The organism is Pseudomonas sp. BMS12 (genome assembly GCF_001592875.1).
In the GTDB taxonomy this organism is placed as follows: domain Bacteria; phylum Pseudomonadota; class Gammaproteobacteria; order Pseudomonadales; family Pseudomonadaceae; genus Aquipseudomonas.
On sequence record NZ_LSOF01000005.1, the window covers coordinates 550166 to 576351 of the forward strand.

General features: G+C 60.7%; 25 protein-coding genes and 1 pseudogene. 14 read left to right on the forward strand and 12 right to left on the reverse strand.

The features are described 5' to 3' along the window. Positions 1–115: 115 nt before the first annotated feature. From AYB31_RS05980 to AYB31_RS21950, 13 genes are all read left to right on the forward strand, one after another. On the forward strand, positions 116–1363 hold the full coding sequence (locus tag AYB31_RS05980; protein WP_068826726.1) for a tyrosine-type recombinase/integrase: 1248 nt from the start codon (positions 116–118) through the stop codon (positions 1361–1363). Positions 1364–1443: 80 nt separating this feature from the next. After that, positions 1444–1731 carry a hypothetical protein gene (locus AYB31_RS05985; RefSeq protein ID WP_068826728.1) on the forward strand — a complete coding sequence of 96 codons (288 nt, stop codon included), beginning with the start codon at positions 1444–1446 and terminating at the stop codon, positions 1729–1731. 57 nt (positions 1732–1788) lie between these two features. Further along, positions 1789–2199, forward strand: a complete 411-nt coding sequence (locus AYB31_RS05990; RefSeq protein WP_068826730.1) for a hypothetical protein — start codon at positions 1789–1791, stop codon at positions 2197–2199. 78 nt (positions 2200–2277) lie between these two features. Continuing rightward, on the forward strand, positions 2278–2469 hold the full coding sequence (locus AYB31_RS05995; RefSeq protein ID WP_068826732.1) for an AlpA family phage regulatory protein: 192 nt from the start codon (positions 2278–2280) through the stop codon (positions 2467–2469). Beyond that, positions 2469–2807, forward strand: coding sequence for a hypothetical protein (locus AYB31_RS06000; protein ID WP_068826734.1), 339 nt, complete (start codon positions 2469–2471; stop codon positions 2805–2807). Before AYB31_RS05995 ends, AYB31_RS06000 begins: the two co-directional genes overlap by 1 nt. Then, positions 2804–4408, forward strand: a complete 1605-nt coding sequence (locus tag AYB31_RS06005) for an AAA family ATPase (protein WP_068826736.1) — start codon at positions 2804–2806, stop codon at positions 4406–4408. Before AYB31_RS06000 ends, AYB31_RS06005 begins: the two co-directional genes overlap by 4 nt. Further along, complete coding sequence (locus tag AYB31_RS06010) at positions 4405–4686, forward strand: hypothetical protein (protein WP_068826738.1); 282 nt, start codon at positions 4405–4407, stop codon at positions 4684–4686. Before AYB31_RS06005 ends, AYB31_RS06010 begins: the two co-directional genes overlap by 4 nt. Positions 4687–4770: 84 nt before the next feature. Continuing rightward, the gene (locus tag AYB31_RS21040) at positions 4771–5796 is read left to right on the forward strand and encodes a phage major capsid protein (protein ID WP_153020645.1); all 1026 of its coding nucleotides are present in this window, start codon (positions 4771–4773) and stop codon (positions 5794–5796) included. Continuing rightward, on the forward strand, positions 5796–6011 hold the full coding sequence (locus tag AYB31_RS06020; RefSeq protein WP_068826740.1) for a hypothetical protein: 216 nt from the start codon (positions 5796–5798) through the stop codon (positions 6009–6011). Before AYB31_RS21040 ends, AYB31_RS06020 begins: the two co-directional genes overlap by 1 nt. Next, the gene (locus tag AYB31_RS06025; RefSeq protein ID WP_068826742.1) at positions 6008–6232 is read left to right on the forward strand and encodes a hypothetical protein; all 225 of its coding nucleotides are present in this window, start codon (positions 6008–6010) and stop codon (positions 6230–6232) included. The genes AYB31_RS06020 and AYB31_RS06025 overlap by 4 nt, the downstream gene beginning before the upstream one ends. Further along, complete coding sequence (locus tag AYB31_RS06030) at positions 6222–8354, forward strand: hypothetical protein (protein ID WP_068826744.1); 2133 nt, start codon at positions 6222–6224, stop codon at positions 8352–8354. The genes AYB31_RS06025 and AYB31_RS06030 overlap by 11 nt, the downstream gene beginning before the upstream one ends. Positions 8355–8594: 240 nt before the next feature. After that, a complete protein-coding gene (locus AYB31_RS06040) occupies positions 8595–9203 on the forward strand; it encodes a hypothetical protein (protein WP_068826748.1) in 609 nt (202 codons plus the stop codon). A gap of 122 nt (positions 9204–9325) precedes the next feature. After that, positions 9326–9520, forward strand: a complete 195-nt coding sequence (locus AYB31_RS21950) for an HNH endonuclease (protein WP_236715506.1) — start codon at positions 9326–9328, stop codon at positions 9518–9520. A 355-nt stretch (positions 9521–9875) separates the two neighbouring features. Here the strand turns inward: AYB31_RS21950 and AYB31_RS06050 are convergent, their stop codons facing one another. From AYB31_RS06050 to AYB31_RS06060, 4 genes are all read right to left on the reverse strand, one after another. Next, positions 9876–10265, reverse strand: a complete 390-nt coding sequence (locus AYB31_RS06050; protein ID WP_082805210.1) for a hypothetical protein — start codon at positions 10263–10265, stop codon at positions 9876–9878. Then, positions 10249–10434, reverse strand: a complete 186-nt coding sequence (locus tag AYB31_RS21355) for a hypothetical protein (RefSeq protein ID WP_153020646.1) — start codon at positions 10432–10434, stop codon at positions 10249–10251. The genes AYB31_RS06050 and AYB31_RS21355 overlap by 17 nt, the downstream gene beginning before the upstream one ends. Positions 10435–10692: 258 nt before the next feature. After that, positions 10693–11622, reverse strand: a complete 930-nt coding sequence (locus tag AYB31_RS06055) for an electron transfer flavoprotein subunit alpha/FixB family protein (RefSeq protein ID WP_068826752.1) — start codon at positions 11620–11622, stop codon at positions 10693–10695. After that, positions 11623–12372: an electron transfer flavoprotein subunit beta/FixA family protein gene (locus AYB31_RS06060; RefSeq protein ID WP_068826754.1), complete on the reverse strand. Its 750-nt coding sequence runs from the start codon at positions 12370–12372 to the stop codon at positions 11623–11625. Positions 12373–12680: 308 nt separating this feature from the next. Between AYB31_RS06060 and AYB31_RS06065 the strand changes: the two genes are divergently transcribed. Continuing rightward, on the forward strand, positions 12681–14363 hold the full coding sequence (locus AYB31_RS06065) for an electron transfer flavoprotein-ubiquinone oxidoreductase (protein ID WP_082805211.1): 1683 nt from the start codon (positions 12681–12683) through the stop codon (positions 14361–14363). Positions 14364–14402: 39 nt separating this feature from the next. Here the strand turns inward: AYB31_RS06065 and AYB31_RS22235 are convergent. From AYB31_RS22235 to AYB31_RS06105, 8 genes and pseudogenes are all read right to left on the reverse strand, one after another. Next, positions 14403–14892, reverse strand: a pseudogene (locus AYB31_RS22235) (VOC family protein). Between the two features lie 107 nt (positions 14893–14999). After that, positions 15000–17387: an efflux RND transporter permease subunit gene (locus tag AYB31_RS06075; RefSeq protein WP_162492997.1), complete on the reverse strand. Its 2388-nt coding sequence runs from the start codon at positions 17385–17387 to the stop codon at positions 15000–15002. A gap of 18 nt (positions 17388–17405) precedes the next feature. Beyond that, positions 17406–18485 carry a WD40/YVTN/BNR-like repeat-containing protein gene (locus AYB31_RS06080; RefSeq protein ID WP_442961792.1) on the reverse strand — a complete coding sequence of 360 codons (1080 nt, stop codon included), beginning with the start codon at positions 18483–18485 and terminating at the stop codon, positions 17406–17408. A 187-nt stretch (positions 18486–18672) separates the two neighbouring features. Beyond that, positions 18673–20043 carry a DUF1329 domain-containing protein gene (locus tag AYB31_RS06085; RefSeq protein WP_068826762.1) on the reverse strand — a complete coding sequence of 457 codons (1371 nt, stop codon included), beginning with the start codon at positions 20041–20043 and terminating at the stop codon, positions 18673–18675. 58 nt (positions 20044–20101) lie between these two features. Beyond that, positions 20102–22042, reverse strand: a complete 1941-nt coding sequence (locus AYB31_RS06090; protein ID WP_068826764.1) for a DUF1302 domain-containing protein — start codon at positions 22040–22042, stop codon at positions 20102–20104. Positions 22043–22399: 357 nt separating this feature from the next. Beyond that, the gene (pepN, locus tag AYB31_RS06095; protein WP_068826765.1) at positions 22400–25057 is read right to left on the reverse strand and encodes an aminopeptidase N; all 2658 of its coding nucleotides are present in this window, start codon (positions 25055–25057) and stop codon (positions 22400–22402) included. A 13-nt stretch (positions 25058–25070) separates the two neighbouring features. Beyond that, positions 25071–25901: a DUF2797 domain-containing protein gene (locus AYB31_RS06100; RefSeq protein WP_068826849.1), complete on the reverse strand. Its 831-nt coding sequence runs from the start codon at positions 25899–25901 to the stop codon at positions 25071–25073. A gap of 8 nt (positions 25902–25909) precedes the next feature. Beyond that, complete coding sequence (locus AYB31_RS06105; protein ID WP_068826766.1) at positions 25910–26173, reverse strand: YeaC family protein; 264 nt, start codon at positions 26171–26173, stop codon at positions 25910–25912. Between the last annotated feature and the right edge of the window lie 13 nt (positions 26174–26186).

Consider the following 26186-nt stretch of genomic DNA (forward strand, 5'->3'; position numbering starts at 1 on the left):
ACAACCTAGATTTTACGGGGTATAGAGCCTAATATCTCTCCATTAGCTTCCGCTAATAATCGCCTCAATCCACCGTCATAGTGTGGGTTAAGGTGTGGGTAGATTTGGAGGGCACATGGGGAAACTCACCAGCAAGACCGTCGAAGCCCTTGCCCGGGCAGGCGTTACAGGCAAAACGAATGACGGAGATGGCCTTTACCTGCAGGTAAGCAAAGCCGGCGCATCGAGCTGGATATTTCGCTACAAGCTTGATCGCAAGAGTCGGGAGATGGGGCTAGGACCGTATCCAGCCGTGACGCTTGCCGAGGCCCGTCAGTTGGCAGCAGACCAACGCAAAGTGCTCGCCACAGGCTCTGACCCTCTCGCCGCCCGTGATGCCGCCCGTGAATCGAAGCGAGAGGCCGAGCGCCAAGCACAAGCACGCCGCATTACATTCGAGACGCTTGCGACAGAACACCACCAGGCCCACGGCGCTGCCTGGTCGGATCGATGGAGTAAAGGCTGGATCCGCAAGATGGAGCTGTATGCCTTCCCCGTGATCGGCAAGATGTCGGCCGCAGATATTCAGACGGAACACGTCCTCGGGGCATTACGCCCGGTGTGGAACACCAAGCCGCGGACGGCTGATGAAGTACGCGCGCAGATTGAGGCAGTCCTAGATGCCGCCAAGGCGCGTGGCCTGCGAAATGGAGACAACCCAGCGCGCTGGCGCGGCCACTTGGAGAACCTTCTTAGTAAGGCTGATAAGAAGCGAGCCAGGCAGTACCAGCATCACCCAGCGATGCACTGGAGGGACGTGCCGGCGCTCATGGAACGTCTATCGATGCTGGAGGATCAGGACATTTACGCCTTGCGCCTCCTGATACTGACAGGCGCACGATCGCACATGGTAATTGGCGCCTCATGGGATGAGTTCGATATGGAAGCCGGCACTTGGTCGCTGTCTGCTGAGCGCATGAAAATGCGCAAATCGTTCATCGTTCCGCTGCCCGCCCAGGTACTCGAGTTGCTGGAAGCCATCCCGCGCATACAGGGCAGCCCGTATCTCTTCCCTGGCCGCAGCAAGGCCGGGCACATGTACGAGAAAGCATTCTTTCACACGCTGCGCCGCCTGGATCTGGGAGGCATTACAGCCCATGGCTTTCGCTCGACCTTCCGGGACTGGTGCAATGAATGCGCGCACTTCCCTCGCCAGATCTGCGAACTGGCGTTGGCGCACGATGAGAGAGGTCAGACAGAAGCTGCCTATTCCCGCTCTGATTTTCTGGAGAAGCGCCGCGCCCTAATGACTGACTGGGCTACGTACTGCACCAACGCCCCGACCGAGAATGTTGTGCCCATACATTCGAAGAACCGCGCCTGACGGATTCAGGCAAACGGGCCTGCAGGTATTAGTGGTACCGGCAGGCCCTGACCACAATCAGACCGCAGGAGGTCTAAATCATGGCTAAGCAAATTGTAATCGAGCCCCGCTTCGAGCAGTCCGCAACCTTCATGACGTTCTACGCCATTCAACGTAGCGACGCCATGCGCGGGCCGTTTGGCTTCCTTGGTCCTTTTCCTGGGAAGGATGAAGCTCAGTCGGTATGCGACTTCTTCAACGCCAACAGCAGCAAGCACACGTTTGCCGTTGCCCAGTGCGGGTTGGCCGACGACATGACCAGCCAGGAAGAATTGGCTGACGAGTACGCGAAAGCGATGGCAAAGCTGACTGCTTGGAAGCAGCACTAAGATGCAGACCCCGGCCTCGTCGACGAGGCCGGCCCTCGCATTACAGAGGTAGCGTTGATGAGCAGGAAGAAGGCCCAGGCCGCCTCATTGAAGTTCAAATTCGAGCATGACGACGCACTGACTCCGGCGATAAACATAGCGTTTCAGGAAATTGTCCAGTGGGCACAGCTTTACCGCACGGGCGACGCCATTAGCCGGGAGAATTGCCGCAAGAGGCTCATGGAAGTCTCCGAAGCGTGGCTAGCCTGGAAATTTGAGGAGGCGCAGAACACCCACAACGGTTTCGCCGGTGCCGAGCAACGTCGCGAGGAGCGAAAGCCAGAATGGGATAGATGGCAGATGCTCGCTGACGCTCAGTGGGCTGCAAACCCTCGCTTGAGCATACGCGACGTTGCTGGACGGATTGCTGGGCCAGGAGAGAAGGCAGAGACCATTCGGAGGCACATCAGCAAGCCATCAAATAATTAGTGGGTAAGCAGCGCCCGCATACCCAAAACGCCGTGCGTAATTTCCATAACCGTCCACTAAGCACCGAGGAAGACGGTTATGAATCAATCCCGCCGCATCATGCGCCTGCCGGAAGTTATCGCCACCACCGGCTACAAGCGCAGCCGCATCTACGAGCTCATGGATCAGGGGGCATTTCCCAAATCCCGCCGCATCGGCCAGCGCGCCGTTGGCTGGGATAGCCTGGAGATTGAGGCCTGGATTAACGCCAAGTTGGGAGGTCAGCACTAATGACCAACCAACAAAAAGCCCCCGTGCTGGTTGCCGCCAGCGCCGAGGGCCATATCGAAACGTTGCCCAACAACTCTACCCGCCTCCCCCCCCGCCTGCAAAGGCTGCTGCGCGCACTTGTCGCCAACCCTTTCGGCTTGAGCCGCGAGGAATGCGACCGTGTAACGCCGTGCAGCAACAGCCCTCAATACATCGCCATCCTGCGTCAGCGCTTCAACCTCACTATCTCCTGCCACCGGCATAAATTCGTGACCATCGACGGCCTTCGTGGCGCCTACGGGGTTTACCAGCTGACTGCAGACGACATGACCAAGCTGGCAGCCGAGGGCTTGGTATGAGCCAGATCGATACCATCCTGAGCAAGCTCAAGAAGCCCAAGAAGGCTGGCGACGGCAAGTGGATTGCCTGCTGCCCTGCCCACGACGACAAAAGCCCAAGTCTGAGCATTCGCGAAACTGAAGACGGCACGGTACTGCTGCATTGTTTCGCCGGCTGCGAAGTCAGCGACATCGTCAGCAGCGCCAATCTCGAATGGCATGAGCTTTTCCCTCACGCACCGACGAATGCCGCCAGGCAGAGGCACCGCATCGAGTGCCTGGAAGCTGCGCGCAACCATGCGCGGCTGCTGCTGGATATCGCCGCAGCCAACGCCGACGAACTGTCCGAAGAGGATCTGCTGCTTACCGCCAAAGCTGAGCACGATCTGATTAGGATCGACGCCCAGCTGGCAGAGCTGGGCCCTAAATCTCTGCGTGAAGTGGATCTGCGCGACCTCATGACTGCCACCCTGCCCGAGGCGCGCTACGCAGTTAAGCCCTTACTGCCCTGCCGCCACGTCACTCTTTTCGGCGGGCATGGCGGTGTCGGCAAAACCTATCTGATGCAGGTGATCGCCGCACACGTCGCTTGCGGGAAGCCATTCGCCGGCCTGGAGGTTCAGCAGTCGCCCGTTCTGTTCGTCAGCCTGGAGGATGAGCCCGCAATGGTGCGGCTGCGCTTGCGTTGGATCATCGAGGCCTACCAGCTTCCGGCCTCGCAGGTTGTGTCCGGGCTGCGCTTGCTGGATGGCACACAATCCTCCGCAGCACTGATATCCGAAAGCGACGGATATGCCGCCGCCCCCGAGTTCACCCCGGCTTTCTGGGAACTGGAGCAGCAAGCCAGGGGCGCCGGTCTCATTGTCGTGGACAATGCCAGTGACGCATTCGACGCAAATGAAAACTCCCGGCGCGACGTGCGCCTCTTCGTCCGCGGACTGGCTAGCATTGCGCGCAAGAATGACGCGGCCCTGGTGTTGCTGGCGCATATCGACAAGGCCGCGGCCCGCGGCGCTGGCGGCGATAACAACTACTCAGGCTCAACCGCCTGGCACAACTCCGCCCGCTCCCGCATTGCTCTGATTGAGCAAGATGGAGTCGTCACCCTCGTGCACGAAAAGCACAACCTGGGGCGTCGTGCTGAGCCGATTCAAATCACCCTGTCTGAGCACGGCGTACCGATGCCGGGGCAACAGCCGCAGGATGGCGGTTTGACTAGCGCTGACTTCGATCAGGCCGAAATGCTCCGCGCTCTGGAAGCAGCTGCTGAGGCCGGCATTACTGTGCCTGCGAACACCACTCCGGGTGCGTACTCGGCCATGTCTGCGCTGGAGGTACTGCCCGAGTATCCCAAGGCATTCGCACAGGGCAAAGCTGGCCGTAATCGCGCCCGGGCTGCCCTCACTGCCCTCATTCGCAAGTGCGTCGTTCTGAGCGAGGAATACGTCAAAGCGAACCGCCACAAGGCAACCCGGCTGGTTATCGCAAGTGCGCTGCGTCACCCCCTAATACCCCCTAGCGCATCGACGCATGGCGCTGGAGCTTGCGTCAACGCGTCAAACGGGATCGACGCAAATACGATTGGGATCGACGCAATCGACGCAGATACGGAGGCCGCATGACTAGCTGCTGCCCAACCTGCGGCCAGGCGCTGCCGATCGACCCGGTGGAGGCCGAAGCCGAAGCCATCCGCCAGTGGTGCAGGAACAACGGCGTGGCGATCCTGCTAGGCGACTGTGTGCGCCGGTCAGATGCGGCCCTGTACCTGGGGCGCGCAGAGAAGACGCTAGCCAATTGGGAATCGGTCGCCCAGCCCATCCCGGTGCGCCGCCTGAGTGGGCGCACCTACTACGAGATCCGCGACCTGGCTGCTTTCGTCGTGAAAGATTCCTCCCGATAGTTCCCGAACCCTCCCGAACCATCCTCGCCCACCTGGACCGGAGCGAGGAAGATTTCTCCATAGTCACCAACCCTGGAGAACCCCATGACCCAAGTATCCATCGCCCCGAAAGGGCAAACCTTCGTCCGCTCCCTGATCCTGCGCGCCACCACCAAGCACCTGACCTATGAGACCGCGCGCGATATCGCCACCGCCCGCTGGGGCCAATATCAGGGCGAGCTGATCGCCAAGGCCGCTGTCGCACCGATCATGCAAAGCGATGTCGGCGAAATCGCTGCAACCGAGTTCTTCAGCCTGGTCATGGAGCGCTCGCTGCTGGGCCGTCTCGCAGGCCTGCGCCGCCTCCCCTTCAATCGCAAGATGCTCAAGATCACCAGCGGTTCGAATGGCTACTGGGTTGCCGAAAGCAATCCGGTCCCGCTGAGCAAGCCGGCCCTCGATGGCTCCAGCCTGCCGCCCTTGAAGGTTTGCGCGATGATTGTGGCCACCGATGAAGCCCTGAAGACCGGCGGCGCTATCGCCGAGAACGGATTCCAACGCGACTTGGAACGCGCCATCGTGGACACCACCGACATCGCCCTGCTCGATGCCAGCAATGCCGGCGTGGTCGATGAACGCCCCGCTGCCATCACCTACGGCGCGCCCTCGACTGCGGCCACCAGCGACGCAGCAGCCGACATCGCCGCCCTGATAGGTCTGTTCGGTGGCGATCTGGGCACGGCCTACTTCGTCACCGACGCCACCACGGCGACGAATATGGCGCTGCTGCGAACTGCAGAGGGTGGGCTGATTTTCCCCGATGTCGGCGCCCGCGGCGGTTCCGTGCTGGGTATCCCGCTGCTGATCTCCCGAGCCTCGCCGCGTGACTCTAACGGCGGACAGCTCGCCCTTATCGACCCGACCGGTATTGCCTATGGAGCGGACGGCCTGACCTTCGAAAGTGCAGAGCACGCGACCGTCGCCATGAGTGATACCCCGGAATCTGACCCGGTGCTGGTCAGCCTCTGGCAGCGCAACCTGGTCGGCTACAAGTCGATCATGAGCAGCAATTGGGAAGTCCAGCGCGACGGCAGTGTGGCCCTGCTCACCAGCGTGGCGTGGGGTGCGTGATGAAAGACTATGAAACGCGCGCATTAGAAATACTTGCCGCGTGTCAGGCGCGCGCCGGCGAGGCCCGCGACGCCGGTATCGAAGAGCCGTTCGCTGTGGGTTCCGGCGCCGTACTCTCCGGAATGCTTATCAAGGCCCTGGAGCAAATTGATCGCCTCGAGGACGACATCAAGTTGCTGACCGAAATGCTGGCCGAACTGGAGGGCAAACAATGACCGATCGACGCGAAGAGCGGCTTGTTTACGAGCTGAGCAACTGTATTGCCAGACACGCGGATTGGCTGTCCGGGCGGGACTTCCAGCGCATCGCCGAGCGTGTTGCGCGAGGCTATTTCGCGGAGAACGACTTGGACGAATACGTCACCTTCGAAGAATTGCAAAGGGCCTTCGACGAAGCCGCCAAGATCGCCATGGAGGTGGTGAAGGATGCCCAGTAAATCTCTCGGAACGCTAACGCTCGACCTGATCGCCAAGATTGGCGGGTACACAGGGCCGCTGGACAAGGCAGAACGCAAGACAAAGCAGTTCTCCGAGTCTTCCGCTAAGGCTGGCAAAGCGCTTGGTACGGCTATCGGTGCTGGTGCTGTCATTGCGGCAACTGGCATTGCCCTGATCGTCGACAAGCAGAGCGACCTGATCGACTCTCAGGCCAAGATGGCGCAGCAGCTCCGCACAACCTACGAAAGCATCTCGGTGCTCGGGCGTGCCGGCGACCTGGCCGGAGTGGGGATAGACAAGATTCAGGTGGCCAGCAAGGCGCTTGAGCAGCGTCTTGGCATGGCCATCCAGGGGTCGAAGGAGCAGGCCGCCGCATTCGATAGGCTTGGTCTGAGCGCGCAGGAGATTGCTGATCTACCTCTGGACCAGCGCATATCCGAGATCAACAAGGCCCTTGTCGAGAACGTCCAGGCCTCAGAGCGCGCCGCGGTCGCCGGCAAGCTATTCGGCGAAGAGGGTGCGCTGGCCATCCAGGCCCTTGACCCGGCAACCATTGAAGAGGCTGCGCGCCAGGTTGAGATATTCGGACTCAACCTGTCCGAAGTCGATGCGGCAAAAGTTGAGATGGCGAACGACGCCATGAGCACCTTCGGCCTGCTAACCGATGGGGCCGCTAAGCAGTTGACGGTAGAGCTTGCGCCAATCCTGCAGGCGATAGGGGATGAATTCCTGGACGCCGCAGAAGAGGCCGGCGGCCTCGGCACCGTTGTTCAGGATACCGCCCGCGGCGGTGTTAAGGCCTTGGCCTTCGTTGTCGATGCCGGCGATGGTGTGGGCCGCGTATTCACAGCGGTCGCAAATACGCTCGTCGGCGTCTACTCCCGTGCAATCGGCCGAGTAAACCAACTGTCTGCGGCTGTGGCAGAGGGGCTTTCGAATCTTCCTGACTTCGCCGGGGGCGATGAATTCGAGCGCCAGGCGAAGAAGTTCGGCGATGCCGCCAAGGAGAACTTCGGGATTGCTGACGAGGCTGCCAAGGCCTTGAGAAACACTCTTGAAGAGCCGCTTGCCGGCGAAAAGTTGCTCGCTGCGTATTATGACGTACAGGCTAATGCCGAGAAGGCAGCGAAGACGTCTGTAGCAGGTCGCGCAGTTGCGCGCGAAAGCGGCGCCGCATTCGTCAAGATCGAAACCGAAAAGGCGACTGCGGCCAAGGCCACCACTGATGCGGTCACCAGCCAGATAGATTCGCTGGAGCAGCAAGTCGCGTTGCTCGGCAAGACTGCCGATGAAGCCACACTGTACAAGCTCGCCATGGACGGTGCGACCGAGGCCCAGCTTTCCCAGGCGCGCGCAGCGCTCGGCACTATCTCTTCCTTCGAGCAGCAGCAGGAGATGCTGGAAGAGCGCAAGCGCGTTATGGCTGAGGTTGCTCAGATTGAGCAGAGCACCTGGTCCGACTCTTCCAAGGCCCTAGGGGATTACCAGGAGAAGATAGAGACGCTGCGCTCGGCCCTGCTGTCTGGAGATATCAGCCAACAGCAGTACGACACTATCCAGGCAGGCCTTGAAGCGAATCTGGATAAGGCTGAAGAAACCACTGACCAGATGAGTGAGTACGCCAAGTCGGCGGCGCAGAACATGCAGAGTGCATTCGCTGACTTTCTGTTCGACCCGTTCGATGGCGGGCTCGAAGGCATGTTCAAGAGCTTCAGCGCGACATTGCAGCGCATGGCAGCTGAAGCAGCGGCGGCACAGATTTTTGATGCGATTGGCAGCTACGGCCAGGCTAACTCCGGCGCAGGGGGTTTTGCAGGCTTTCTGGGTCAAGCCGCCTCAGTTTTCGGCGGCGGCCGGGCCATTGGCGGTCCTGTTGGCGCTGGCGGGATCTATGAGGTTGGCGAATACAACCAGCCAGAGCTCGCAGAAATTGGCGGCAAGCAGTATCTGATCCCAGGCAACGAGGGCCGCGTGATGCCGATAAAGAGCAGCTCCTCTTCCAGCCAGACCATCAACATCAATTACAGCGGCAGCGCGGAACCGCGCGAGGCGCGCAAGGCAACGGCAGATATTGCCCGGGGTGTTGCACGGGCTATCAGTGGTTCGGCGAGGTATTCGTAATGAACCGTCATAGGGAGTACAAACCATGAGCGTTGGACAAATTCTCGGGGGCAATGTTTTTGCCCCGGGCCAGACCACCGGACAGCAAGTAGGCGGAATTGTTGGGGCCGCAATCGGCGCCTTCGTTGGCGGCCCTGCTGGCGCATTTACGGGGTACTCCATCGGTGCCCAAATCCCCGGCATGAATGAACCCGCCCCGCATCAAGAGCCCAATCACCTTGCCGAGGAGGCCAGCCACGCATGAGCATTCTCAACGTATTTATCACGCCTGAATCTGGTTTGGTTGGCGTCGATACCGAGGCCGTCGGCTTGAGAGACAGCGTGATATTTGAGAGCTGCAAGCTGGTGGCAGCTCCATTGACCAACTCGGTTATCGCCTTCCGTGGCACCGACTACTTGCTGAAGGCTCTGATGGCCAACATTGTCTGTTTTGGCGGAACGCTGGAAGAGATGCTGGAGGGGATTCCTGAGCTGCTCAAAGCATCGGCCGACTACTGCCGAAAGCACTTCCAAGCCGAGGAGGAAGCCCTTGGCCTTGAGATGGTGATCGTTGGCTATTCGCAAGCCGAAGGGTGCGTAGTGGGCCATCTGTACAGGCGGGCAGTCGGCAGCGAGGACATCCAGGTCGACCGCATTCCCTATCGGTACAGGTCGCCATTCTGGAGCGCTGAGGACTTCCCGTCAGGGCTGACTGATGACCGTGCCGGGATGGAAATGCTTGCCCGACATCAGAGCCGCCTGGCCCGTGAGCGCAAACCCGACTTCGCCGCTGGTGGGCGTTTCCTCATCGCCGAGGTGCGCCAGCACATTGTCAGCATCGAAAAAGCGTTCGACTTCCCATCGAGGTGATGCACATGGCTAGGCTCACAACCATCAAGCCGCGCATTCAGATGGCGCCCACTCGCAAAGTCCAGTCCCTGCCGACTACCAAAGAGCGCCGGCTGACTGGCCGCAAACTCCAAGATCGGCGCATGAACGTGTGGGCACGCAATCCTCATTGCGCCAACTGCGGCAAGCTCTGCGACTTCCCTGCCGGCTTCGAGCTCGACCATCGCGTGCCGCTGTTCCAGGGTGGATCGGATACCGAGGACAACTGCCAGGTGCTGTGCTCAGGCCCTGATGGCTGCCATGCGAAGAAGACGGCGCAGGATCTGCGCGGCGCATGAGGAATGGGGCGTGGGGTGAACCTTGCCGAGCGCCCCATTCCTGACCGCCACCGAAACTCTTTCTCCATTAACCGCAACAATTTTCCTGAAATCTGAGCCCAGGCCCAGGGGGGGTAGTCGGATACTCCAAACCCCTTTCGACTGGAAACCGCCCCCCTCCCGCATTCGCAGAATAAATCCCCCGTTAACAACCTGTTAATCAGCAAATCAAATCAGCAAATGCCCTAGCCCTTGGGGCTAGAGGGCTGAGCGCATTTGGTTGCGACCGATTGCTTGTTAACTTTGTTAAGCGGGGCACTTACCGCAAGCCCAGTCGGGTTGCCTGGATAAATGAAAAGCCCTTCGCGGGGAGAGGCTAGGATCTGACCATGTACTGCTTGGGCGGCAGGATCATAGGGTTATGATCGCCCAGGTCTACAATCCGGATGACTTTGTTCCCAGGGAAACGCTGGAAATGGAGGACGTACTCAGAAGTGAAGTACGGCAGCCAGGGGGTTGGTTGCTCAAATTTCGGAATGCCGATGTGGTAATGCCAAAGGTAGTTATCCCTGGCATATCTGACCTTATCGTAGTAGTCAGGGTCCGTACCGGGCACATTGTCAGAACGGCGAATCTTGCCGGGCAGTCCGGTTAGACCATGCGTCTGACAATGGATAATGAACTCAGCGATCTTGACTTGATCGTCGCGTGGGAAATTGGGGAATTGCTGTGCGAAGAGATCACTTCGTTCAACGATCAGGGACATTCTCTGCTTGCCGCCCGCCAGACATCCATTCGATGAGCTGCTCTGTACTTAGGCCGGCCGGGACTACTTTATGTCCGCTCTGCAGGGACTGACGGATGCGGGCCAGGTTGAAGTTGGCCTCGTCCTTGTTTCGGTCTGCTGCTGTGGGGCTGTTAGTGAGCTTTTTCATGGTTACTCCATCGGGCGCCTGATACTGCAACGGCAAATGCCCAGCAGGTGTACTTCCGTCCAAACTGTATAGTCATTATACAGTCAATCGGCAATACCTGATTTTTTGACACTACCGCCGATCAGTTGGCTCCGGCAGAGGTGTGGGCCAGAGTGTGGGTAGATAGCAAATAATTGCGTAAAACAGCTCTAAAACAGCACATAAACAAACAAAAAACCCGCTCGATGAGCGGGTTTTTTGTGGGAGCGGGACGCTGGCTTACACCAGTTTCTCCAGTTCCGGTACGGCTTCGAACAGGTCAGCGACCAGACCGTAGTCAGCCACCTGGAAGATCGGAGCCTCTTCGTCCTTGTTGATCGCAACGATCACCTTGGAGTCCTTCATGCCCGCCAGGTGCTGGATGGCACCGGAGATGCCGACCGCGATGTACAGCTGCGGAGCAACGATCTTGCCGGTTTGGCCAACCTGCATGTCGTTCGGTACGAAACCGGCGTCGACAGCGGCACGGGAAGCACCCACGGCAGCACCCAGCTTGTCGGCCAGCGCGTACAGGTGTTTGAAGTTGTCGCCGTTCTGCATGCCACGGCCGCCGGATACGACGATCTTGGCAGCGGTCAGTTCCGGACGGTCGGACTTGGCCAGCTCTTCACCCACGAAGGCAGATTTGCCGGCATCGGCCGAACCGCTCACGGCTTCAACGGCAGCGGAACCGCCTTCGGCAGCAACCGGGTCGAAACCGGTGGAACGCACGGTGATCACTTTCACGGCAGCCGAAGACTGCACGGTAGCGATGGCGTTGCCGGCATAGATCGGACGCTTGAAGGTGTCGGCGCTTTCAACGGCGACGATCTCGGAGATCTGGTCAACGTCCAGCAGAGCGGCAACGCGCGGCAGGATGTTCTTACCGTTGGAGGTAGCGGCGGCCAGGATGTGGCTGTAGCCCTTGCCCAGTTCGGCAACCAGCGGCGCAACGTTTTCCGGCAGTTGGTGCTCGTAGGCAGCGTTGTCGGCAACCAGCACTTTGGCCACGCCAGAGACCTTGGCGGCAGCTTCGGCAGCAGCACCGGCGTTGGCACCGGCAACCAGTACGTGGATGTCGCCACCGATCTTCGCGGCAGCAGCCACGGTGTTCAGGGTGGCAGCAGCCAGAGCGGAGTTGGTGTGTTCAGCGATAACCAGGATAGTCATTTAGATTACCTTCGCCTCGTTCTTCAGTTTCTCGACCAGTTCAGCCACGGACTTGACCTTGATACCGGCGCTGCGAGCAGCCGGCGCTTCGACTTTCAGGGTCTTGACGGTGGAGGCGGTGGAAACGCCCAGAGCGTCCGGAGTAACGGTCTCCAGCGGCTTCTTCTTGGCCTTCATGATGTTCGGCAGCGACGCGTAACGCGGCTCGTTCAGACGCAGGTCGGTGGTCACGATAGCCGGCAGGTTCAGCGCAACGGTCTGCAGACCGCCGTCGATTTCGCGGGTCACGTTGACCTTGTCGCCAGCAACTTCGACCTTGGAGGCGAAGGTGCCTTGGCCGAAGCCAGTCAGGGCGCCCAGCATCTGGCCGGTCTGGTTGTTGTCGCTGTCGATGGCCTGCTTGCCCATGATGACCAGCTGAGGCTGCTCTTTATCGACAACGGCCTTCAGCAGCTTGGCAACTGCCAGGGAGTTCAGCTCGTCGGCCGACTCGACCAGGATGGCGCGGTCAGCACCCAGAGCCAGTGCGGTACGCAGTTGCTCCTGAGCGGTGGTCGGGCCGATGGTGACGACGACGATCTCGCTCGCCACGCCTTTTTCCTTCAGGCGGACGGCTTCTTCCACGGCGATTTCGCAGAAGGGGTTCATCGACATCTTGACGTTGGCGAGGTCGACGCCGGAGTTGTCCGCTTTGACGCGAACTTTGACGTTGTAGTCGACCACTCGTTTGACAGCTACAAGAACCTTCATGGATTCCTCGTTACTCTCCGGTGAATAAGAATGTCGCCAAGGCGAGCCTGGCCGGTGATGCAGATCGGCCGGAACCGACTATTTGCTCATACGGCGAGCGCAAAACCGCCCGTATCTTGACCGGAACGCCCTTTTCGGTCAACTCGAAAAACCCCCTTCCATCGGCCGCCAACCCTTGACTTATCGGGCTTTTACAAATTTCAAACAAACGTTTGTATTGGACGTGCAGGGGGCTATAGATATAATGCCCAGCGCGCAGGCCAGAGAAAGCCTAGCCCTAGCCAGAATCCAATAACACCGAAGAAGCCTTGAGTAGGAGATTCTCTGTGGAACGCGAATTTATGGAATTCGACGTCGTCATCGTCGGCGCCGGCCCCTCCGGTCTGTCCGCCGCCTGCCGACTGAAGCAGAAGGCCGCCGACGCCGGCAAAGAGATCAGCGTCTGCGTGGTCGAGAAGGGTTCCGAAGTCGGCGCTCACATCCTCTCCGGTGCGGTCTTCGAGCCGCGCGCCCTCAACGAACTGTTCCCCGACTGGAAGGAACTGGGCGCCCCGCTGAACACCGAAGTCAAGCGTGACGACATCTATATGTTGAAGAACGCCGACAGCGCCATCAAGGTTCCGGGCCTGTTCGTGCCCAAGACCATGCACAACGAAGGCAACTACATCATCTCCCTGGGCAACCTGTGCCGCTGGCTGGCCCAGCAGGCCGAGAACCTGGGTGTCGAGATCTACCCGGGCTTCGCCGCCCAGGAAGCACTGATCGACGAGAATGGCGTGGTACGCGGTATCGTCACCGGCGACCTCGGCGTCGATCGCGAAGGCCATCCGAAAGAGGGTTACTACACCCCGGGCATGGAACTGCGTGGCAAGTACACCCTGTTCGCCGAAGGCTGCCGTGGCCACATCGGTAAGCAGCTGATCAAGAAGTTCGACCTCGACAGCGAAGCCGACGCCCAGCACTACGGCATCGGCATCAAGGAAATCTGGGACATCGACCCGGCCAAGCACGAGCAGGGCCTGGTGGTGCACACCGCCGGCTGGCCGCTGGATATCGTGGGCACCGAGAACACCGGCGGCTCCTTCCTGTATCACCTGGAAAACAACCAGGTGGTAGTCGGCCTGATCGTCGACCTGTCCTACGCCAACCCCCACCTGTCGCCGTTCGATGAATTCCAGCGCTACAAGCATCACCCGGTGATCGCCCAGTACCTGGAAGGCGGCAAGCGTGTGGCTTATGGCGCGCGCGCCATCTGCAAGGGCGGCCTGAACTCGCTGCCGAAGATGGTTTTCCCGGGCGGCGCACTGATCGGTTGCGATCTCGGCACCCTGAACTTCGCCAAGATCAAGGGCAGCCACACCGCCATGAAGTCCGGCATGCTGGCAGCCGATGCCGTTGCCGACGTGCTGCTGGCCGACGGCCAGGGCGGCGACCTGCTCACTGGCTATGTCGACGGCTTCAAGGCCAGCTGGCTGTACGACGAGCTGTTCCGCAGCCGCAACTTCGGCGCGGCGCTGCACAAGTTCGGCCCTCTGGTAGGCGGTGCGTTCAACTTCGTCGACCAGAACCTGTTCGGTGGCAAGATCCCCTTCACCCTGCACGACAACAAGCCGGATTACGCCTGCCTGAAGCCTGCAGCCGAGGCGACCAAGATCAGCTATCCGAAGCCGGACGGAAAACTCAGTTTCGACAAGCTCTCCTCGGTGTTCCTCTCCAACACCAACCACGAGGAAGAGCAGCCTTGCCACCTGAAACTGGCCGACGCCAGCATTCCGCTGAGCAAGAACCTGCCGCTGTACGACGAGCCGGCACAGCGCTATTGCCCGGCCGGCGTATACGAGATCGTCACCCAGGAAGACGGCGAGAAGCGCTTCCAGATCAACGCGCAGAACTGCGTGCACTGCAAGACCTGCGACATCAAGGACCCGGCCCAGAACATCAACTGGGTGGCTCCGGAAGGCACCGGCGGCCCGAACTACCCCAACATGTAATTCGTGCTGCAATGAAGGAGCCGCCGCAAGGCGGCTTTTTCATGCCTGCGATTCCCCGACGAAAGCCCGCCGCAACTCGGCCATGTCCCCGCCGCATGGCCTCGATCGCTCGCTGTGCTGCCTGATCCGTGTCCTGCAGCACTCCAGCAACTCCGCAGGCACCACTGGCCAGAACAGGCCATATCGATCCTTGAGCCAGCCGCACTGATGCACCTCGGGAGCGCTGCCAGCACCGAGTCGCTGCCAGTAATGATCCCGCCTACGAGGCGCACATGACCCGCAGCGAAACAGCCTCACTGAAGCTGAATGCCGGCTCGCCATTGAGGGCTGTGAATGGCTGGCCATTCAGCTCGAAGGTCACCGTCATTGCCGTACCGAGGGCCTTGCCGTGGACCTCGAAACCCGCCCCGCCATAACGAATGTCCCGTGTGATACGCGAGTCAGGAAAGATATCGACGTAGAAGTCCGCAGCCTCCTCGGTCTGCTCGTCGAATCACAGGCACGGAGTGATTTGCTGTTTGAGCTGCAGGATGTGTCTCCTCGCCCGCCCTTGACTGGTCGCTGATGTACCCCGCCGAGAGACAGGAGCAATAAAAAAGGGCTCCCGAAGGAGCCCTTTCATTACCGCAGCAAGGATCAGTGGGCGAACAGCGAGCCACCTTTCTTGCCGGCCAGTTTCTCTGGCTTGATCAGGAAGCGCGCCAGGGCTGGCAGCAGCCACAGGGCACCAAACATGTTCCACAGCAGCATGAAGGTCAGCATCAGACCCATGTCGGCCTGGAACTTGATCGCAGAGAAGATCCAGGTGACCACACCGATGGCCAGGCACAGACCGGTGAACAGCACCGCCTTACCAGTAGAGCGCAGGGTCTGGTAGTAGGCCTCCTGCAGCGGCATGCCGGCACGCAGGAAGCTCTCCAGGCGGCTGTAGATATAGATACCGTAGTCCACACCGATACCTACGCCGAGCGCGATCACCGGCAACGTCGCCACCTTCACGCCGATACCCAGCCAGGCCATCAGAGCATTACCCAGGATGGAGGTCAGGATCAGCGGCAGGATGATGCACAGCATGGCGCCGAACGAGCGGAAGGTGATCAGGCACATCACCGCCACGCAGACATACACCAGGATCAGGATCTTCAGCTCGGAAGTGGCAATCACCTCGTTGGTGGCCGCCTCGATACCGGCGTTACCGGCAGCGAGCATGAACTCCAGCCCTTCCTTGTTGTTGTCCTTGGCGAACTCCTCCACTACACCGACAGCCCGCTTGAGCGTCGCAGCCTTGTGGTCGTTGAGGAACACCAGTACCGGCGCCAGCGAACAGTCGGCGTTGTACAGGCCATCCGCACGAGCGATGGAGTTGTTGAGGATGTCCGGGTTACGCGACAGGGTCTCCCACTTCAGGCTCCCCTCGTTCATGCCCTTGATGACCTGCTTGGACACGCTGACCATGGAAATGGCCGACTGCACGCCCTCGGTGTTCTCCAGACGCCACATCAGCTGGTCCATCGGAGCCAGGGTGTCGTGGGTGGAGCAACCCTCGTTCGGCGTCTTGACCATCACCACAAGTACATCGGAACTGGTCGAGTAGTTGTTGATGATGAAGTCGTTGTCCTTGTTGTAGCGCGAGTCCGGACGCAGTTCCGGTGCCCCTTGGTCAAGGTCACCAACCTGCAGGTTGGCTTTCTGGTACCAGAAGGCCGCCACACCGGCCGACAGAGCGATGACCACGGAGATCGGCGCCACCACCGGGTGAGCGAAGTTGGACAGCATGCGCCAGAACGGCTGATCGCAATTGGCCTCGCGCTTGCTCCGCTCGATAGCCCGCTTGCTGATGCCGATATAGGAAATGGCAACCGGCAGCAGGATCAGGTTGGTGAACACGATCACGCCCACACCGATGGAGGCGCCGATAGCCAGCTCGCGGATCACGCCGATATCGATCACCAGCAGAGTGATGAAGCCGACGGCGTCCACCAGGATGGCGATCATGCCCGGCAGGAACAGCTGGCGGAAAGTACGCCGCGCTGCGGTCAGGGCATTGTCGGCATCACTGGACTGCAGGGCGATACCGTTGATCTTTTGCACGCCGTGGGAAATACCGATGGCGAAGATCAGGAACGGCACCAGCATCGAATACGGATCGAGACCGAAACCGGCAAGGTTCATCAGACCCAGCTGCCAGACCACGGCGATCAGGGTGGTGGACACCACCGAGATGGTCGAGCGGATGCACCAGCTGAACCAGTACAGCAACACCAGGGTGATCACCAGAGCGACGCCGAAGAACATCACCACCATGATCAGACCATCGATCAGATCGCCGACCTTCTTGGCGAAACCGACGATGTGCACCTGCACATTGGGGTTCTGCGCCTGGTATTTGTCCCGGATCTTCTCCTCCAACTCATGGGAGAACTGGCGGTAGTCCAGCTTGAGCAGACGGCTCTGATCCTTGGGATCCGGATACTGCTCGAGCAGCGGCACATCGACGATGCTCGACTTGAAGTTGTTGGCGACCAGACGCCCGACCTGACCGGACTTCAGGATGTTGCCACGCAACTCGTCAAGGCTCTGCGCGGAACCATCGTAGGTCTGCGGAATTACCTCGCCACCATCGAAGCCCTCTTCGGTCACTTCGGTCCAGCGTACGCTCGGACTCCACAGCGACTTCAGGCCAGAGCGGTCGACGCCCGGAATGTAGAACACCTCGTCATGGATCTGCTTGAGCGTCTCCATGTAGTCCTTGTCGAAGATGTCGCCATTCTTGGCCTCCACCGAGATACGCACGGTATTGCCGAGGTTGGCCAGATCGTTGCGGTGCTCGAGCATCTTCTGGATGAAGGGATGCTCCAGCGGGATCATCTTCTCGAAGCTGGTCGAGGGACGAATATGCGAGGCCTGCCACAGCAGCAGGATGGTGACCAGCGCGCAAAGCGCGATCACGACCGGGCGGTTGTTGAAGATCAGGCGCTCGAGAAAGGTCGCCTTGTCCTGGTGATGGCTACTCATGGAACTCATATGCTCATTCGCCCCGGCTTATTGTTTTTGGCCTGGCTCGGCGCCAGTCGGAGATGCGATACGCACGCCACCCTGCCCTACCAGGACCAGGTTGCCGGCGGCATCGGCGACAGCCGACGCCAACGAGGCGCGATCCAGGCGGTTGATAACGGTAAAGGTGCGCCCGGCATCCTTGCTGGTCAGAACGCTACCGCCATGACCGACGATGACCAGGGTCCCATCCTTGAGCAGGCTGCCGCCGGCCAGGCCGAACTCGACGCGACCGCTACCGGAGCTCAGCGGAATTTCCTGCCAAGTGCTGCCGAAATCGGCGGAACGATACAGGTTGCCGCGCAGACCGAAGACCACCAGGGTGTTGCTGCTGGCAGTGCCAAGGGCGCCGAACAGCGTACCCTCGTATGGCCCCTGGATCTTCTCCCAGGTCTGGCCCCAGTCGGCGGAACGGAACATGCTGCCGGCTTCGCCGACGATGAACAGTCCGGCATCCTTCACGGCGGTGATGCCGTTGAGGTGATAGCCATCCTCGTTGTCCAGACGATCGCTGACATCGTTCCAGTTCTTGCCGCCATCGCTGGTTTCCAGCAAGGCACCATAGGCGCCGATGGCCAAGCCGTTGTCGGCATCGCGGAACCAGACATCGAGCAGCGGAGCTTCGCGCTCCAGGTCTTCGTACTGCAGTTCCCAGTTGGCGCCGCCGTCGTCGGTGGCGAGAATCTGCGCATCGTGCCCCACGGCCCAGCCGTGCTTGTCATCGACGAAATATACTGCCGTCAGCAGCTGACGGGTCGGCACCCGGGCCTGTACCCAGTTCTTGCCGGCGTCTTCGGAAAACAGGATGTGGCCACGATCACCGACGGCGACCAGGCGCTTGCCAGCATGGGCAACGTCCAGCAGCAGGCTGGTGACGGCCTTGGGCGATTCGATGGAAAGGACATTGGCGGCTTCCGCGGCCTGCAGTGGCAGGGGGGCGGTCAGGGCCAGAAATGAACAGACGCTGATCAGGGACAGCGCTTTCGCCAGCGGCGATTGATGACGGACCGGCACCGAAGTGGAGTTCGGACGACCGGGGCGGGTGCGCCGCATGACGGGCTCACGCATAAAATCCCCCTTTATTCTTATAAGTGGGTGCATGCCTTATGGCAGGCGGCTCATGCTATACGGCTTTGGAAAAATCTGACAATCGGCATGACGTTATGTTTTGTTAAGCACCGAATCGGCAAAGATCGCCGCATAAAAAAGGCCGCTAGCACTCTAGCGGCCTTTTTCCTTGCCGTCGCCGACTAACTCAGCGAGTACCGCGGCGACGCAGGGCAGATGGCGTGAATTCGCTGTCTGCCGGGATCGGCTTGGCGAAGTTGACCGTCGAGGGCTCCTCGCTGTCCAGGTTCTGCACGTGATAGCGACGGCTCTGCAGATCGTGGAAAGCCTCCATTGCCGACCAGGTGGTGGGCAGGTCGTAGTAGTTCTTCAGATAGGCGATGGAGACGCGCCACAGCTCGCCACGACCGTCGTACTGATCGACCACCGCGGCCTGCCAGCTGTCCTCATCGAGATACAGGGTGCGCTTGGAATAGATGTGGCGGGCGCCAGACTTGAGCGTGCCCTCCACCACCCACACGCGATGCAGCTCATTGCGGGTCAGTTGCGGGTTGATGTGGCCGACCTGCAGCACGTCCTCATACTTCACTCCATCCGCCGCGAGGCGATAGTTGTTGTAGGGAATGTACAGTTCCTTCTTGCCCAGCAGCTTCCAGTCATAGCGATCCGGTGCGCCGTTGAACATGTCGGTATCGTCGGCGGTGCGCAGGCCTTCGGACGCGGCGATAGGCGTGTCATAAGCCAGGTTCGGTGCGCGGCGCACACGACGCTGGCCGGCAGCGTAGCCCCAGGCCTGACGCTGTTCCTTCACCTGATCGAGGGTCTCGTGCACCAGCGCGGCACCACCGGCCAGGCGTGCCGGGCTCTTGGTGAAGTTCAGGTAGTAGAACAGGATGTTGTCGAGGTCGGCGTAGCTGCCTTTGGGGTTGTAGTAACGGAACAGCGCTTCGACTTCCGATACCACAGGCGAGTAGGCGCCGTTGCGCTGCACTGCCACCTCCGCCGAACGCCGGGTGATATAGGTGCCGCGGTAACGCACGATGTGGTTCCACAGCGCCTCGACGCCGCTCTGCGGAATCGGGAAGGGAATTCCGCCATAGGCGTCGGCAAAGCCGTTGCCGCCGTCGAGCAGCTTGGCAGTAGTCGCGTTCTTGATGCTGTTGTCATAGACCCACTGCGGCGCCGAGCCGGAACGCCGGCTCTGGTATACCGGCATCTGGAAGGTTTCCGGGTAGGAGTTGAACAGCGCGATCTGACCGGCGCTGAGCTTGTCCTGGTACTGCGCCAGGTTGGCCTTGGTGATGGTGAACAGCGGCTTGTCGTCCGGGAACGGATCGATATGGTGCGCACCGCTGCCCTTGTACCCCGCCGGGGGCTGAGTGATGCCACCGGTCCACTCGGGGATACTGCCATCGGCGTTGCCGGCCTTTTCCGCACCGAACGGGGTGAGCGTGGTGCCAAGCTTGGCCGCGTCCTGCGCCGTAACGGCAGCCAGGGCACCACCTGCGGAAAGCGCGAGGGCGAATGCTGCGCCCATCAGCGTGTGTTTGATCAGCATGTTGCTTCTCCGTACTAGCAAGCCGGACGCCAATGGCGCCCGGCCGCGGGGTTCGATGTCAGAAGGAATACTTGAGGTTGAGGCCGAGGTTGTCGCGATCACGACCGCTGTTGTTCTGGCCGCCACCGTAGAACTCGGTGTACTGCACCTCGGCTTCCAGGCTGTTCAGGTAACTGGCGCGCAAGCCTACCGTATAAGCCATGGCGCCTTCGACGAAGTTGCCGGTCTGGTGCGAGTTACCCTGGAAGTTGTGCTTGAACACTGCGAAGGGCGACAGATTGACCCCGGCATAGACATCGTTCCAGGTGCCGGACAGCGCCAGGGTGTAGCCGTAGGCATCGCGATCGAGCTGATCGCCGTCGTCATAGCCGGAGATATAGGCACCGTTCGGTCGACCGGAGAAGCGGCGCTTGACCCCGTCATAAGCGGTGTATGTCAGCGAGCTTCCACGCACATGCTCCGAGGCCAGTTCGGCAACACCAAACAGCGAATCGAAACCGGCAGTCGGTCCGAAGTTGTAAATGCTGCCCAGCGACAGGTTGAAGGCCTCGACCCGCTCGTAGTTGCGGACCTGGCCATCCAGTGCCACTTCGCTCCCGGCAATATTGGCCAGCCCGCCACCGCCCAGTTGCAGGGATTGCCCCAGCAGATCGCCCAGCAAATCATTGGTGGCACTGATGCCGACCGGCAGATTGGGACGATAGGCCAACTCACCAAAGACCGAAGCCTCACCAACCGTGGTGTTGAAGCTCAGGCCGTACATGCGGATGTCTTCCACATATTCGCGCCGCCCCACGACCTGGTTGGCGATATCGATGGCAGCAAGACCGTTGGCGGCGGCAAGCCCTGCAGCACCGGCCGCGCCAAAAGACTGCAGCTGGGCACAGGTGAAACCACTTACGGTGTTACACAGCACATCGGGATTGAAGCCCGCATAGGCGTCGTTGACGGTGGCCGAAATCTGCGGTTCCTTCGCGTGGTAGTTCACGAAGTAGAAACCGAACTCCGTGGAGTTCAGTTCTTCGACTATATAGCGCAGCGCAAAGCCGTACTGCCCATCATTCTTGGCGTTCAAGTCACTCGATATGTTGGCGACCTTGATCGTGCCGGTCGACACGTCGTAGTAATCCGTACCACTCAGTTGGTTGGCCGCAACCAGGCCGTTGTATGCACCGGCCAGCGTTGCATTGGCAAAAGCATCGTTGACCGTGTAGGCCGTATTGCCGCCGTCGGCGAACAGGTCGGTTTCGGAGAAGAAGGTGCCGGACGGATCAATCGCGCTTTCCTTCCAGTTCCATTGATAGAAACCCTCGAGGGAAAGGTTGTCGGTCAGGCCGATGTTGAAGTTGAAGGCCTCGACCGGCACCAGCACTTCCTTCAACTCGGAGCCTGGCAGGCGGAACTTGCCGGCATCGATGGGGTTGGTGGTGTTGATACCGCCGCGGTAGAAAATACCCTCGCCCCAGTTGAATACCTGACGCCCGACCTTGACGGTCAGCGGCATGTCGGCCACATCCCAGTTGCCATAGATATAGGCATCGAGAATCTCGGCGCTGTGCCCGGCGCTGCGGCGGGTCTCATCGGTGAAGTGGGTATTGTTCGGATAGCTCTGGCTGGGACGGAAGTCGTCGTTGTCGTTGCGCTTGTCCATGATCTGGGTGTCATAGAAAGCGGTACCGCGCACGAACATGCCGTAATTCTGGTAGTTGGCTTCCAGATCCGAGGTGGCCTTGAACACTTCGGAAACCAGGCCGGTATCGAAGTTACGGTTGCCATCATTGCCATTGCTGTCGTCGTTGGTCTTGTCCTGGCCTTGAACGCGATACAGCTGGCCATAGGACAGGGTGGTATCCAGCGAGCCTGTGACCTCATTGTCAGCAAAGCTGAATTCAACCGCTCCCGCCGGCACGGCAAACAGTAATGGCATGAGCCCGGCGAGGGCATACCCCGCTTTGGCGGGGGCGAGACATAGCGGCGACTTGCGCAAAGGGACGGCCATCGGCAACTCCATCGATCGATTGTTCTTGTTATGAGCTCTTAGCTAGCGATCACGAGGGTCCGCATAGGGATTCATGACCGAGCACCGGCTATTCAAGATCGATACCAAAAGAGTCATTTCGCGGCAGCTTTGTCATCCCAAGGTATGAACACGCGAAAAAGCGCCAGCAGCCCCAGAGGATGTCTTAATTTGTCGCCCGGGTGGCGCGCTTTAACCTTGAGAATCAGCCACTTGAAAGGGACATAACGCGCCTGGAACGGAGTTGTTCGAAGGCGGTAAAAGTTGATCAGGCAGAAAGGAAACAGGACGTAACAGCAGGCGTTACCGAGCAAGCGCTCGGTAACGCCTGTGCGTCGATCAAGCCAGGCTCTTGCTGACCACTTCGTAGACATCGCTGGACAGTTCGCCACTGGCCAGGATGCGCTCCAGTTCGCCACGCATCAGCGCCTGACGCTGCTCGCCGTACTTGCGCCAGCGGGTTAGCGGAGCCAGCAGGCGCGAGGCGATCTGCGGGTTGAGGGCGTTGAGGGTGATTACCTGGTCGGCCAGGAAGCGGTAGCCGCTGCCGTCCAGGGCGTGGAAGTTGACCAGGTTCTGCCCGGCGAAGGCGCCGATCAGCGCACGCACCTTGTTCGGGTTCTTCAGGGTGAAGGCCGGGTGCTGCATCAGCGCCTGCACACGGGCCAGGCCGCCCGGCAGGGTGCTGGCGGCCTGCACGCTGAACCATTGGTCCATGACCAGGGCGTTGTCCTTGAAGTGCTCGGCGAAGGCCTTGAGCGCATCGGCGCGCTCGGTCTCGAACGGCGAATTGACCAGCACCGCCAGGGCGGTCAGGCGCTCGGTCATGTTGTCGCAGGCTTCGTACTGCTCCAGGGTCGCCGCCAGCACTTCCGGCTTGCCCGTGAGCATCAGGTAGGACAGCGCGATGTTCTGCAGGCTGCGCCGGGCGAAGTGCGTGGACTCGGCCACATAGGCGTTGGCACGCGACTGCTCGCGATTGCTCTGATAGCGCGCCCACAACGGCTCGCACAGCGCCTTGGCCAGCTCGGCACGGGCAAATTCGCGGGCAATGTGGATGGCGTCGACATCGGCCACCTCGCTGATCTCGGTCAGGTAGCCCTCGCCCGGCAACGAAAGCATCTCAGCGACCATGGCCTGATCCAGGCTGTCGTCCTCCAGCACGCTGCGCAGCGCGGTGACCAGGCGCTGATCCAGCACCAGCGGCTCGCCACGCTGCTGTTGGCCGATCAGCTCCTGCAGTACCTGCACGGACAACTGCTGGCCGGCCTCCCAACGGTTGAAGCCATCGGAATCGTGCTGCATGAGGAACATCAGCTGGTCGCGACCATAGGGGAAGCTCAGCTTGACCGGCGCACTGAAACCCCGCAGCAGCGACGGCAGCGGCTGTGCGGCGACATCGACGAAGGTGAAGCACTGCTCGGCCTCGGTCACCGATAGCACACGACTGGTGCCCATCGCAGCGCCCTCACCCTGCAAGCGCAGCGGCAGATCGTTGCCCTGGGCGTCGAGCAGCCCCAGCTCGACCGGGATCACGAACGGCAGCTTCTCGCTCTGCCCTGGCGTCGCCGGACAGGTCTGACTGAACGTCAGGGTGTAGGTCTTGGCTGCCGCGTCGTAGCGTTCAGCGACCGCCAAGCGCGGCGTGCCGGCCTGGGTGTACCAGCGTTTGAACTGGGTCAGGTCCTGACCACTGGCGTCTTCCATGGCCTTGACGAAATCGTCGCAGGTTACGGCCTGGCCATCGTGGCGCTCGAAGTACAGGTCCGAGCCCTTGCGGAAGGTTTCAGCGCCGAGCAGGGTGTGGATCATGCGCAGCACTTCCGAGCCCTTCTCGTAGACGGTCAGGGTGTAGAAGTTGGAGATTTCCATGAAGGCGTCCGGACGCACCGGGTGGGCCATCGGGCCGGCGTCCTCGGCGAACTGGTGGGTGCGCAGGTAGGCCACGTCCTCGATGCGCTTGACCGTGCGCGAGTTCATGTCGGCGCTGAACTCGGCATCGCGGAACACGGTGAAACCTTCCTTGAGCGACAGCTGGAACCAGTCGCGGCAGGTTACGCGGTTACCCGACCAGTTGTGGAAGTACTCGTGGGCCACCACCGCCTCGACGCGCTGGTGGGCGGCGTCGGTGGCCGTCTCGGCCTTGGCCAGCACGCAGCTGGAGTTGAAGATGTTGAGGCCCTTGTTCTCCATGGCACCCATGTTGAAGTCGTTGACCGCGACGATCATGAAGATGTCCAGGTCGTACTCGCGCCCGTACACCTCCTCGTCCCACTTCATCGACTTCTTCAGGCTGTCCATGGCGTGCTGCACCTTGTCGATGTTCTCCGGCTCGACATAGATGCGCAGGGTGACTTCGCGCTCGCTCATGGTGGTGAAGCGGTCCTCTACGCACCAGAGGTCACCGGCGACCAGGGCGAACAGGTAGGCCGGCTTCTTGAACGGGTCCTCCCAGGTCGCCCAATGGCGGCCACCCTCCTCGCTGCCGCTGGCAATCGGGTTGCCGTTGGACAGCAGCACCGGATAGCTGTGCTGCTCGGCGCTCAGCGTGGTGGTGAACTTGCTCATCACGTCCGGGCGATCGAGGTAGTAGGTGATCTTGCGGAAGCCCTCGGCCTCGCACTGGGTGCAGAACATGCCGCTGGACTTGTACAGGCCTTCCAGCGCGGTGTTGCTCTCCGGGTGGATGCGCACGCTGCTGTCGATGACGAAGCTCGGCTGAGTCGGCTGCAGGGTCAGGTGGCTGTCGCTGAGCTGGTAGTCGGAGGCAGCAAGCTCGCGATCATCCAGAGCCACGCTGATCAGCTCCAGCTGCTGGCCATCGAGCACCAGCGGCGGCAAACCGGCGCCGGCCTCGGGATTGCGGCGCATCACCAGCTGGGCATGCACCAGGGTGTGGTCCTCGAACAGCTCGAAGGTCAGGTGGGTCTCGTCGATCAGGTAATCCGGCACCTGATAGTCCTTGAGGTAGATCATCTTCGGCTGTTCGGTACGCATGGCTTGTGGCCCCTTATTCGGAATGTACGGCGACCTGGTAGGCCGTGTATTTGCGCAGGTTGATCACACCAGTGTCGAGGATCAGGTACTGGCCCTTGATGCCCTTGAGAATACCCTCCACCACCGGGGTTTTCTCCAGATCGTGACTGGCGACCTTGGTCGGATAGGCCTCGACCGGATAGCGGATCTCCAGCACCTCGACATCGCTGACCGGCTGGATCGCCTGCAGGCCGAAGCGCTGCTGCAGTGCTTCGATACCCTCGGCGCAGCTGGCCAGCAGCTCATCGCGAATGGCCGGCAGATCGAGCGGCGCGGCGTCGCCTTTGAGCAGCGCGCGCCAGTTGGTCTTGTCCGCCACCTGGGTGCGCAGCAGGTCCTCGACGAAGCCGGACTGCTGGCGGGTGGCGACGCGGAAGATCGGCAGCGCCTGGCTGGCGCCCTGGTCGAGCCAGCGGGTGGGAATCTGGCTGGCGCGGGTGATGCCGACCTTGATCCCCGAGGAGTTGGCCAGGTAGACCACATGATCGGTCATGCAGAACTGCTCGCCCCAGCTCGGCTCGCGACAGGTGCCGGCGTCGTAGTGGCAGCGCTCCGGGCTCATGATGCAGCTATCGCATTGCGCCAGCTTGGTGAAACAGGGATAGCAGTAACCCTGGGCGAAGCTCTTCTTGGTCTTGCGCCCGCAGTGGCTGCAATGGATGGCGCCGAGAAACTCCAGACGCACACGCTTGCCCAGCAGCGGGTTGACCGGCACTTCCTGCTCGTCCAGGCGAAAGGCGTACTGCGCCGTCTCGCCCAGGCGCACCGCCATTTTGCTTAGTGCGCCGCGGCCCAGCTCGTTCAATTCACTCATCAGTGCAGGGTATCGCTGGACTTGAACAGGAGGTTGGGGATCGGCTCGGCGTGCGACTGGCACTCCTGCGGGCCCATGTAACCGGTGCGCTCTTCTTCGGGCAGGTTCTGGATTTCCCAGGCGATCATGGCCTGCAGCGACAGCTCCTTCTGCTCCTGAGTGAGCTTGCGGCCGTCCGGCCACTTGCCGATTTCCACCGCCAGCTTGAGGCTCTGGTAGATCTCGGGGGTGATGTTCTCGATCATTTCGGCAAAGGACGACATTGCGGGCTCCGAC